Annotated in this window: 10 protein-coding genes; 9 read left to right on the forward strand and 1 reads right to left on the reverse strand. The window is 72.5% G+C overall.

Going from position 1 to position 11,626, the window contains the following annotated elements; genetic code table 11:
- Nucleotides 1–359 precede the first annotated feature (359 nt).
- From EAD96_RS10755 to EAD96_RS10790, 8 genes are all read left to right on the forward strand, one after another.
- The gene (locus EAD96_RS10755; RefSeq protein ID WP_199733131.1) at nt 360–1,082 is read left to right on the forward strand and encodes an FkbM family methyltransferase; all 723 of its coding nucleotides are present in this window, start codon (nt 360–362) and stop codon (nt 1,080–1,082) included.
- A 228-nt stretch (nt 1,083–1,310) separates the two neighbouring features.
- Nucleotides 1,311–2,387: a LacI family DNA-binding transcriptional regulator gene (locus EAD96_RS10760; protein WP_121684172.1), complete on the forward strand. Its 1,077-nt coding sequence runs from the start codon at nt 1,311–1,313 to the stop codon at nt 2,385–2,387.
- A gap of 117 nt (nt 2,388–2,504) precedes the next feature.
- On the forward strand, nt 2,505–4,181 hold the full coding sequence (locus EAD96_RS10765) for an ABC transporter substrate-binding protein (RefSeq protein WP_120569959.1): 1,677 nt from the start codon (nt 2,505–2,507) through the stop codon (nt 4,179–4,181).
- Between the two features lie 87 nt (nt 4,182–4,268).
- Nucleotides 4,269–5,402 carry an ABC transporter ATP-binding protein gene (locus EAD96_RS10770; RefSeq protein ID WP_120569960.1) on the forward strand — a complete coding sequence of 378 codons (1,134 nt, stop codon included), beginning with the start codon at nt 4,269–4,271 and terminating at the stop codon, nt 5,400–5,402.
- A complete protein-coding gene (locus EAD96_RS10775; protein ID WP_013476848.1) occupies nt 5,399–6,376 on the forward strand; it encodes an ABC transporter permease in 978 nt (325 codons plus the stop codon). Before EAD96_RS10770 ends, EAD96_RS10775 begins: the two co-directional genes overlap by 4 nt.
- Before the next feature lie 3 nt (nt 6,377–6,379).
- Nucleotides 6,380–7,426 (forward strand): ABC transporter permease, encoded by a 1,047-nt coding sequence (locus EAD96_RS10780; protein WP_199733127.1) that lies wholly within the window; start codon nt 6,380–6,382, stop codon nt 7,424–7,426.
- The gene (locus EAD96_RS10785) at nt 7,423–8,430 is read left to right on the forward strand and encodes an ABC transporter ATP-binding protein (protein ID WP_120569961.1); all 1,008 of its coding nucleotides are present in this window, start codon (nt 7,423–7,425) and stop codon (nt 8,428–8,430) included. Before EAD96_RS10780 ends, EAD96_RS10785 begins: the two co-directional genes overlap by 4 nt.
- A gap of 39 nt (nt 8,431–8,469) precedes the next feature.
- A complete protein-coding gene (locus EAD96_RS10790) occupies nt 8,470–9,882 on the forward strand; it encodes a GH1 family beta-glucosidase (RefSeq protein ID WP_121684173.1) in 1,413 nt (470 codons plus the stop codon).
- A 23-nt stretch (nt 9,883–9,905) separates the two neighbouring features.
- Here EAD96_RS10790 and EAD96_RS10795 read toward each other — a convergent pair whose 3' ends face one another.
- Complete coding sequence (locus EAD96_RS10795) at nt 9,906–11,150, reverse strand: ROK family transcriptional regulator (protein ID WP_120569963.1); 1,245 nt, start codon at nt 11,148–11,150, stop codon at nt 9,906–9,908.
- A gap of 142 nt (nt 11,151–11,292) precedes the next feature.
- Here EAD96_RS10795 and EAD96_RS10800 point away from each other — a divergent pair.
- Nucleotides 11,293–11,626, forward strand: a 334-nt coding sequence (locus tag EAD96_RS10800) for a carbohydrate-binding protein (protein ID WP_368666026.1), incomplete at its 3' end; no start/stop codon positions are given.

Genomic DNA, 11,626 nt, shown 5'->3' on the forward strand with positions numbered 1-11,626 from the left:
CCACTGGAACGCCATGGGTGTCTCCGGCCCTGTTTGACACCCATGGCGTTCCACTCCCACCACGGTTGCGCGGCGACTTGACGTCCACGGCCGAGGACGACTCGAACAATCTCGGCGAACGGGATCGGTGTCCCGTAACGCGGGACAGCATGAAGATCTTGGTAGGAATGGCCCCTATGAGGGCCGTTTCGTACCAAAATCTCGCGGGGGTTCCACCACCCCTAGGGCGTCCTAGGAGGATGGGGTGATTACTTGAGTTCGCGGGGAAGGATGCGAATGCGGCTCGTACCAACGCGGCGCTGGCTAGCGTCGGAGGCGTGCGGGACGGAGTGATCGAGACGCTCAAGGCGGACCCGGCGATGTCCGGCCTGCGCCGGTCGCTGGACTTCTACCACGGCGACCCGGCGCGCGACGCCGCCCTCGACGCGTTCTACGCCCCGCTGGTCCGCGCCGGTGACCTGGTCTTCGACGTCGGCGCGCACGTGGGCGACCGGCTGGGCAGCTTCCGCCGGCTCGGCGCGACTGTGGTGGCGGTCGAGCCGCAGCCGCTGTGCGCCCGGGTGCTGCGCGAGATGTACGCGGGCGACGACGCGGTGACTGTGGTGGAGGCGGCGTGCGGGCGTACCGCCGGGCCGGTGCGACTGCACGTCAACTCGGCCAACCCGACGGTCTCCACCGCCTCCCCCGGGTTCGTCCGCGCCGCCGACGGCGCGCCCGGCTGGGCGGGCGAGACCTGGGACGCGCAGATCGAGGTGCCGGGCACCACGCTCGACGCGCTCGTGGCCGCGTACGGCGTGCCGGCGTTCGTGAAGATCGACGTGGAGGGCTTCGAGGACGCCGTGCTGGCCGGGCTGAGCCGCCCGGTCCCGGCGTTGTCGTTCGAGTTCACGACCATCGCCCGGGTGGCGGCGGCGCGCTGCCTGGACCGGCTCACCGCGCTCGGTTTCACCCGGTTCGCGGTGGCGCTCGGCGACGAGATGGAGTTCGCGCTGCCCGGCTGGCGCCCGGCCGCCGAGGTGGCCGCGTACCTGGGCGCGCTGCCGGACGAGGCCAACTCCGGCGACGTGTACGCCCGCCCCTGAACCTCCACTTCGGAGAGACGCGGGCCGGACCGGAAGGCATCGACCCTGCTCATCGCCGTGATCGGCGGAGTCGCAGCCCGGGCACTTTTTTCAAAGCTCGAACTTAGGGGTGCATCGTTATCCGTCTGTGATTGACGTGAGCCGCGCCACTTGGGTTGACTGCCACGGAACCGCTTCCGCAACCGGTTCCGAAACACCCCGCTCATCCCTGCGACCCGGGAGCGTCACGTGCCGATCACCATCGCCGACGTCGCCACCCGCGCCGGGGTGAGCAAGACGACGGTCTCCCGGGTGCTGAACGGCAAGGGCGAGGTGCACGTGCGCACCGCCGACCGGGTCCGCGCCGTGATCAGCGACCTCGGGTACGTGCCGAGCGCCCGCGCGGTCGGGCTGGCCCGGGGGCGTACCCGGGTGGTCGGGATGCTGGTCCCGGCGCTGACCTGGCCCTGGATGGGCGAGGTCCTGCAGGGCGCGGCCGACGTGGTCGAGGCGACTGGCTACGGCATGCTGCTGTTCACCTGCACCCACGGCGACGAGTCGATGCGCCGGTTCGCCTCCCAGGTCTCGGCCAAGTCGTTCGACGGCCTGCTCGTGGTCGAACCCGAGGGGACGCTGGACTACATCACCGAGCTGCACCGGCGCGGCCTGCCGGTCATCCTCATCGACGACCGGGGCCACCAGCCCGGCTTCCCGTCGGTACGGACCACGAACGAGGAGGGCGCGCGGGCCGCCGCCACGCACCTGCTGGCGCTCGGCCGGCGGCGGCCGCTCGTCATCACCGGCCTGCGTCAGTTCGGCTGCACCCGGGAACGGCTCGCCGGGTTCGCCGGCGCCTACGCCGACGCGGGCGTACCGATCGAGCCGGACCGGGTGGTGGAGGGCGACTTCACATTCGAGTGCGGGCGCGCGGCGGTGCGGCGGCTGCTCGCCGACGGCGTACCGTTCGACGCCGTCTTCGCCCACAACGACCTGTCGGCCGCCGGGGCGTTGCAGGCGCTGCGCGACGCCGGGCGGCGCGTCCCGCAGGACGTGGCGGTGGTCGGCTTCGACGACCTCCCGCTGGCCGGGCACACCCACCCGCCGCTGAGCTCCGTTCGCCAGCCCCTGCGGGAGATGGGTACGGCCGCGGCCCGCCTGCTCATCGGCCACCTCACCGGCACCCCGCTGCCGGACACCCCGACCGTCATCCCGACCGGCTTCACCGCCCGCGACTCGACGGGCGCGGGCGACCCGGCGAACGCGGACGACCCGACCGCACCGGACTCGACAGTCGCGCGGGAGCCGACGGGCGCCCGCGTCACCTGACCCACCCCGCCGCACCCGGCGACCACGCCGGCGGGCCCGCCCGCCGGTGGCACCACCGCACACCCTCCATCCACCACATCCCGCCCGAGGAATGCGGGACCACCGAGGGAGACCTCCATGAGAAGACGGCAAGTCCTCGCCCTCGCGCTGGCCGGCGCGATGGTCACCGGCGCCGCCGCCTGCGGCGACAGCCCGAACGCGAACAAGAAGAGCGGCCAGGCCGCGACAGTGCTGAACGTCGGCATGCCCAACGGTCCGCAGGCGGAGAACAACAACCCGTTCCTCACCACCTCGGCCGCCGCGTCGCTCGGCTACCGGTGGCAGATCTACGAGCCGCTGATGATGTGGAACCCGGTCAAGCCGGCCGAGCCGTTCAAGCCGTGGCTGGCCACCAAGGCCGAGTGGTCGTCGGACTACAAGACGGTCAAGGTGACGATCCGGGAGAACGCCACCTGGTCCGACGGGCAGAAGGTCACCGCCGAGGACGTCGCGTTCACCTACAACCTGGTGAAGAAGTTCCCGGCCCTCAACGACCAGGGCGTGCCGTACACGGACGCGACCGCGAGCGGCAACGAGGTCACCATCTCGATGGCCAGCCCGCAGTTCGTCAACCAGCAGAAGGTGCTGTGGCGGGTGCCGATCGTGCCCAAGCACCTGTGGGAGAAGATCGCCGACCCGGCGAGCGACCCGGTGAAGCAGCCGGTCGGCAGCGGCCCGTACACGCTGAAGTCGTTCACCCCGGCGAGCATGACGCTCGCGGTACGCGACAGCGGCTACTGGCAGGACGCGCCGAAGGTCAAGGAGCTGCGGTACACCTCGTACACCGACAACAGCGCGCAGACCACCGCGCTGGCCAACGGCGAGTCGGAGTGGAGTTTCGTCTTCATCCCGAACTACCAGACCGTGTTCGTGGCCAAGGACCAGAAGAACCACAAGATGTGGGCACCGCCGGTGCTGGGCATCCACGGCCTCTACCTGAACACCACGAAGAAGCCGTTCGACGACCCGACGCTGCGCAAGGCGATGAACATGGTCATCGACCGGGCGGACATCTTCACCACCGCCGAGGCCGGCTACTTCCACCCCGAGGTCAAGAGCGTGACCGGCCTGCCCAGCCCGGCCGGTGACTCGTTCATCGCGCCCGAGTACAAGGGCCAGGAGCACAAGGTCGACGTCGAGGGCGCCAAGGCGTTGCTCACCGGCGCCGGCTACAAGCTCGACGGCAACACGCTGAAGGACCGCAGCGGCAAGCCGGTCACGATCCGGCTCACCGACCCGGCCGGCTGGTCCGACTACCAGACCAGCCTGGAGATCGTGAAGGGCAACCTGGCGAAGATCGGCATCGCGGCCACCGTCGACAAGGCCAACCAGGACGCCTGGTTCCGCAACGTCGAGCAGGGCAACTTCGAGGCCACGTTCCGGTGGACCGAGAGCGGCGCCACGCCGTACGACATCTACCGGACCATCATGGACGGCCGGGTGCTCAAGCCGGTCGGCACCGCCTCGCCCGCCGGTAACTTCGGCCGGTTCCAGAGCAAGGAGGCGACCGACGCGCTGGTGTCGTACGCCAACGCCACCGACGACGCCACCCGCACCACCGCCCTGGGCACCCTGCAGAAGATCTTCGTCGAGCAGATGCCGATGATCCCGGTGGGCGCGGACAACATCGGCGGCGCGTACAGCACGAAGAACTGGACCGGCTGGCCGGACGACTCGAACCCGTACGGCGCGCTCCAGCCCACCCAGCCCAACGCGGTGGACGTGGTGCTGCACCTCAAACCGGCCAACGGCTGACCCGGCGCCGCCGGCCCGGCCACGATCGCCCGGCCGGGCCGGCGGCGCCCGCCCCTCGCTACCGGCAACCCCAGACAGGAATTCGGCATGACGTTGACCGAGAGCGCACCGGCGCCGGCCGACGAGGTGGTGCTGGAGGCCGTCGGCCTGACCAAGCACTTCCCCGTCCGCCGGCGGCTGCGTGACCTCCTCTCCCGCACCCCGGCGGTGGTGCACGCCGTCGACGACGTATCGATCGCGTTGCGCCGCGGCCGGGTGACAGCGCTCGTCGGCGAGTCCGGCTCGGGCAAGTCCACAGTGGCCCGGCTGCTGGCCCAGCTCTACCCGCGCACCGCCGGCGACATCCGGCTGCACGGCCGATCGACCCGGGTACGCGGCGGGCGCCGGTTCCGGGCGTACGTGCGCCGGGTGCAGCTGATCCTCCAGGACCCGTTCGCCTCGCTGAACCCGGTGCACACGGTCCGCTACCACCTGACCCGGTCGCTGCGCATCCACGGCAACGCCGGGACCGGGCCGGACGGGCTGGACAAGGCACTGGCCGACCTGCTGACCCGGGTCGCGCTCACCCCGCCGGAGCGCTACCTCGACGCGTTCCCGCACGAGTTGTCCGGCGGGCAGCGCCAGCGGGTGGCGATCGCGCGGGCGCTCGGCGCCGACCCCGAGGTGCTGCTCGCCGACGAGCCGGTGTCCATGCTCGACGTCTCGATCCGCCTCGGCGTGCTCAACCTGCTCCAGGACCTCAAGGACCGGCTCGACCTGGCGATCCTCTACATCACCCACGACATCGCCTCGGCCCGCTACTTCGCCGACGAGACGATCGTCATGTACGCCGGGCGGATGGTCGAGGGCGGCGACAGCGAGACCGTCACCCAGCGCCCGGCTCACCCGTACACCCGGTTGTTGATCGAATCGGCGCCGGACCCGGAGCGGATCACCGGCGCGGGCGGCGACGGCGCGGCGGCGGGCGAGCGGGGCCACGGCGAGCCGCCCAGCCTGATCCGCCCGCCGGGCGGCTGCCGGTTCCACCCGCGCTGCCCGGCGGCGATGCCGCGCTGCGCCACCGACCTGCCGCCGCCGATCCCGGTCGACGACGCGCCCGGGCACTGGGCGGCGTGCTGGCTGTACGACGCGGACACCGTCGCCGAGCAGAAGGCGGAGCAGGCAGAGCCGGTGAAGCAGGCGCAGAAGACAGAGCCGGCCGGGACGGAGGCGGCCCGATGAGGTTCCTGCTGCAACGGGTGGCCTTCTACCTGTTCACCGCCTGGGCGGCGATCACGCTCAACTTCTTCATCCCGCGGATGGTGCCGGGCGACCCGGTGCAGTCGTTGATCTCCCGCAACCAGGGCCGGATCAGCGCCGACGCGGTCGCGTCGCTGCGGGTGCTGTTCGGGCTGGACTCCGACCGCTCGCTGTGGGAGCAGTACGTCGCCTACTGGGGGCAGCTCCTGCGCGGCGACCTGGGACTGTCGTTCACGTTCTTCCCCGCGCCGGTGTCCGAGGTGATCGGGAGCAGCCTGCCGTGGACGGTGGGCCTGGTCGGCGTCACCACGATCGTCAGCTTCCTGCTCGGCACCGCGCTCGGCGTCGGCGCGGGCTGGCGGCGCGGCTCGTGGATCGACGGGCTGCTCCCGGCCACCACGTTCCTCTCCTCGATCCCGTACTTCTGGCTCGGCCTGGTCGCGATCGCGCTGTTCGCCGGGCCGGGCAGCTTCTTCCCGTCCTCCGGCGGGTACGAGCCGGGCCTGGTGCCGGCGTTCGACGCGTACTTCATCCCGAGCGCGCTCCAGCACAGCATCCTGCCCGCCGCGACCATCCTGGTGTCGTCGATGAGCGGCTGGATCCTCAGCATGCGCAACATGATGGTCACCGTCGCCAGCGAGGACTACATCACCGTGGCGCACGCCAAGGGGCTGTCCGAGCGCCGGGTGGCCCTCAGCTACGCCGCCCGCAACGCGCTGCTGCCCAACGTGTCCGGGTTCGCGCTGTCGCTGGGCTTCATCGTCGGCGGCACGCTGCTCGTGGAGATCGTCTTCTCGTACCCGGGTCTGGGGTTCCAGCTCTTCCAGGCCGTCGGCGCGAAGGACTACCCGCTGATGCAGGGCATCTTCCTGATCATCACGATCTCGGTGCTGGTGGCGAACCTGCTCGCCGACGTGGCGTACCTGCTCCTCGACCCGCGGACCCGAAAGAGCTGAGCGATGACACTCTCCCCGTCCAGCATCGAGCAGGTCATCCCCGGCCAGGGGGCGATGGCGCAGCCGTCGGCCCGGGCCCGCCGCCGCCGGTTCCGCTTCGTCGCCAACGCCAAGGCCGCGACCGGCCTCGCCGTCCTCGGGGTGTACGTGCTCCTCGCGGTGATCGGGCCGTGGATCGCGCCGTACGACCCGGACGCGCGCAGCGCCGACGTGCTCCAGGCGCCCTCGGCCCGGCACTGGTTCGGCACCACCCACCTCGGGCAGGACATCTTCAGTCAGATCCTGGTCGGCGCGCGCAGCGTGATGGTGGTGGGCCTGATCGCCGGCGTGCTCGCCACGATCCTGTCCATCCTGATCGGCGTGACCGCCGGCTACCTGGGCGGCGCGGCCGACGAGGGCCTGTCGGCGGTGTCGAACGTGTTCCTGGTGATCCCGGCGCTGCCGCTGATCATCATCGTCACGTCCCTGGTCGACCAGGCCAGCGACATGCTCGTGGCGCTCATCATCGGCCTCACCTCGTGGGCGTGGGGCGCCCGGGTGCTGCGCGCCCAGACGCTGTCGCTGCGCCGCCGCGACTACGTCGAGGCGGCACGGGCCACCGGCGAGCGGACCTGGCGGATCATCGGGTTCGAGATCCTGCCCAACCTGACCGCGATCATCGCCTCCGGCTTCGTCGGCACCGTCATCTTCGCGGTCATGTCGGAGATCACGCTGGCGTTCATCGGCGTCTCGTCGGTGTCGTCGTGGAACTGGGGCACGATCCTGTTCTGGGCGCAGGGGCAGCAGGCGCTGGCGCAGGGCGCCTGGTGGTGGTTCGTCCCGGCCGGGCTGGCCATCGCGCTGCTCGGCACCGCGCTGGCGCTGATCAACTTCGGCATCGACGAGTTCGTCAGTCCCCGGCTGCGCACCGGCGGCCGGACCCGGATCCGCACCGCCGACGGTCGCACCGTCGCGATGCGCGTCGGGTTCACCCCGGTGCTCGCGCCGAACCCGGCGCCGGTCCCCATGCAGCGGCCGGCGGACCCCATCCGAGAGGACGCGACCTCATGAGCGACCAGGTGCTGGAGATCCGCGGGCTGTGCGTCGACTACGGCGTCGGCGCGGACGCGGTCCGCGCGGTCCGCGACGTCGACCTGACGCTGCACCGCGGCGAGGTGCTCGGCCTGGCCGGGGAGAGCGGCAGCGGCAAGTCCACCCTGGCGTACGGGCTCACCCGGCTGCTGCCCCCGCCCGGCGTGGTCAGCGGCGGCCAGGTGATCTACCACCCGGCCGACGGCCCGCCGGTCGACGTGCTCACGCTCAGCCCGGCGAAGCTGCGCGAGTTCCGGTGGGCGGAGACGTCGATCGTGTTCCAGGGCGCGATGAACTCGCTCAACCCGGTGCACAAGGTCTCCACCCAGCTGCTCGACGTGATCCGGGCGCACGAGCCGAAGAGCACGGCGGCGAGCCGGCTGGCCCGGGCGAAGGAGCTGCTGCGCCTGGTCGGCATCTCCGCCGACCGGCTGGACAGCTACCCGCACCAGCTCTCCGGCGGCATGCGGCAACGGGTCATGATCGCGATGGCGCTGGCGCTGGAACCACAGGTGGTCATCATGGACGAGCCGACCACCGCGCTGGACGTGGTGATGCAGCGGCAGATCCTCGGCCAGCTCGCCGAGCTGCGCGAACGCCTCGGCTTCGCGGTGCTGTTCATCACGCACGACCTGTCGCTGCTGGTCGAGTTCTCCGACCGGATCGCGATCATGTACGGCGGCCGGATCGTCGAGGAGGCGCCCGCCGCCCGGCTGTACGCCGAGCCGCTGCACCCGTACACCGAGGGGTTGCTGCACTCGTTCCCGGCGCTGCACGGTCCCCGCCGCGAGCTGACCGGCATCCCCGGCTCCCCACCGGACCTGCGCGCCATGCCGTCCGGCTGCGCGTTCCACCCCCGCTGCCCGAAGGCGTTCGAGCCCTGCGACGAGCAGGTGCCGGCGCTGGGACCGCCACGCGTCGACGATCCGACGCGGGCCGTCGCGTGCCATCTGCACCCGGCCGTCGCGCCCCTGTCCCGCTGACCCGCCCGACACCACCACCCGCTACCCGCGAGGAGAACCATGGACACCGACCTCACCCGCCCGTCGTCAGTCACCGGTCCGGACCCGATCGACACGCTGCCGCCGACCTTCCGGTGGGGGGTGGCGACGTCGTCGTACCAGATCGAGGGCGCGGTGGCCGAGGACGGCCGCACACCGTCGATCTGGGACACGTTCTGCCGGGTGCCGGGCGCGGTCGCCAACGGTGACCACGGCGACGTGGCGTGCGACCACTACCACCGGATGCCGCAGGACGTCGCGCTCATCGCGGACCTGGGACTGGACACGTACCGGTTCTCGGTGGCCTGGCCGCGGGTGCAGCCGGGCGGGCGCGGTCCGGCGAACGTGGCCGGGCTGGCGTTCTACGACCGGCTGGTGGACGAGCTGCTCGGCCGGGGCGTCGAGCCGTGGGTGACGCTCTACCACTGGGACCTGCCGCAGGAGCTGGAGGACGCGGGCGGCTGGCCGAACCGGGACACCGCGTACCGGTTCGCCGACTACGCGGAGCTGGTCTTCGCCGCGCTCGGCGACCGGGTCCGCACCTGGACCACGCTCAACGAGCCGTGGTGCTCGGCGATGCTCGGATACGCCTACGGCGACCACGCCCCGGGCCGGCGGAACCTGGGCGACGGCATCGCCGCGGCGCACCACCTGCTGCTCGGGCACGGGCTGGCGACCCGGCGGCTGCGGGAGGCGGCCCGGTCCCCGATCGAGCTGGGCCTGACGCTGAACCTGTCCACCGCGGACCCGGAGACCGGCAGCGCGGCGGACCGGGACGCGGCGCGGGCCGCCGACGGGCTGGCCAACCGGCTCTACCTCGACCCGGTGCTGCGCGGGGAGTACCCGCAGGACGTGGTGGCCGACCTGGCCGCCGAGGGGGTGCGGATCCCCGTGCAGGACGGTGACCTGGAGGTCATCGCCACCCCGATCGACGTGCTCGGGGTCAACTACTACTTCGGGCAGCTGCACTCCGGGGTGGACGAGCAGGGCCGCGACCGCGACGACGCCGGCAGGCCGGTGCGCCGGGTGGTCCGCCGCGACCTGCCGCGTACCGCGATGGACTGGGAGATCGTGCCGGAGTCCTTCACCGACCTGCTGGTGCGGCTGCACCGCGACTACCCGGGCACGCCCATGGTGATCACCGAGAACGGCGCCGCGTTCGACGACGAGCCGGACGCCGACGGGTTCGTGCACGACGACGACCGGGTCGGCTTCCTCACCGAGCACCTGCGGGCGGTGGCCCGCGCCCGGGCCGCCGGGGCGGACGTACGCGGTTACTTCGCCTGGTCGCTGCTGGACAACTTCGAGTGGGCGTACGGCTACGACAAGCGGTTCGGCATCGTCCGGGTGGACTACGACACGCAGCGCCGTACCCCCAAGCGCAGCGCGCTGTGGTACCGGGACACCGTGCGGCGGGTCCGCGGGCAGCGCTGACGCCGGCGTGGGGGCCGGGCCGGTCAGTGACGGCGGCCCGGCCCCCACGCCGGGCCCGGGCGGGCGGCCGGGTCGCGGGGCACGCCGCCGTCGCGCAGCAGCCGGGTCATCGGCAGGGTGGCCGCGCCCATCGCGACCGCGTCCGGTCCGAGCCGGCACAGCTCGATCGAGGTCTGCGCGTACGGCTGGCGCAGCGCGTGCCGCGCGGTCGCCTCGCGGATCGCGGGCAGGTGCCGTTCGCCCAGGGCCAGCCCGGCCCAGCCGCCGAGCACCACCCGCTCCGGGTTGAACAGGTTCACCAGGTTCGCCACCCCGGCGCCCAGGTAGCCGACCGTCTCGTCGATCACCTTCGCGGCGGTGCGGCCGGTGGAGCGCAGCAGCTCACCGAAGGCGGTCTCCTCGTCCGCGCCCGGCGCCGGGCGGCCCCGGTTGGCCTGGCGGAACCGGTCCAGCACCGCCTCCGCGCCCACGTACGCCTCCAGACAACCGAGGTTGCCGCAGCGGCAGCGGCGGCCCCCGTACACGATGGTGGTGTGGCCCCACTCCCCGGCGCTGCTGTGCGCGCCGCGGTAGCCGACGCCGTCGGCGACCACGCTCGCGCCGACGCCGGAGCCGACCAGGGCGACCACCGCGTGCCGGACGCCGCGGCCGGCACCGAACCACATCTCGGCCTGGCCGAGCGTCTTCGCGCCGTTGTCCACGTGCACCGGCACGTCGGTGCCGGCGCGCAGCATCGCGCCGAGCGGGACGCCGTCCCAGCCGAGCGTCTGGGCGTGCACCACGGCGTCGGCGGTGCGCTCGACGGTGCCGGCGACGGCGACGCCGAAGCCGAGCACCGCGGCCGGGTCGACGCCCGCCTGCTCGGTGACGGCGGCGAGGCCGTGCCGCAGGTGAGCGGCGACCCGCTCGGGGTCGGGACCGGCCGCGGCGATCGGGTACTCCGCCTTGGCCAGCGCGGTCATGCTCAGGTCGAACAACTCCACCTGGACGCGGGTCTCGCCCACGTCGGCACCGACCAGGTAGCCGTAGCCGGGCGCGACGCGCAGCAGCACGCGGGGACGGCCGCCGTCGGACTCGACCGAGCCGGCCTCCTCGACCAGGCCCTCGTTGATCATCTCGCCGACCAGGTTGCTGACGCTGGCCAGGCTCAACGCGGTGGACTGGCCCAGTTCGTGCCGGCTGAGCGGGCCGTCCAGCCAGATCCGGGTGAGCAGGACCGAGCGGTTGGCCCGGCGCATGTCGCGCACCGTGGTGCGTCTGGCGTCCACGTCCGCCGCCGTCCTTCCCGGCCGCCCGCGGGCGGCTTTCGTTCCTGCTTCACGCCCTGAGCGGGGTGGTGACAGGGTACGCCGCATTTACACTTAACAAAGTTAACTGATAACCTCCGGCGCATCGATGAGGAGGTATGTCATGCGACTCGGACGTGGGATGACCGCTCTGCTCGGTGGCGTCGCGCTGCTCGCCGCCACCGCCGCCGCCCTGCCCGCCACCGCCGCCACGCCGACCGGCGCCGTCGGCACGCTCGTCGCCTGCGACGCGCCGGCCTGGGCCGAGGGCGTCACCTGGACCGCCGGCAGCCGGGTGACCTACGGCGGTCGGCTCTACCAGGCGCTCGTCACGCACACCCCGCCGGCCGGCGCGGGCTGGACCCCGGCCGCCGTACCGGCGCTCTGGACCGACCTCGGCGCCTGCACCGGCGGCACGCCGTCGCCGAGCCCCACCACCCGGCCGCCGTCCCCCACGC

Origin of the sequence: Micromonospora sp. BL1 (assembly GCF_003667485.1) — a bacterium.
GTDB classification, from domain to species: domain Bacteria; phylum Actinomycetota; class Actinomycetes; order Mycobacteriales; family Micromonosporaceae; genus Micromonospora; species Micromonospora tulbaghiae.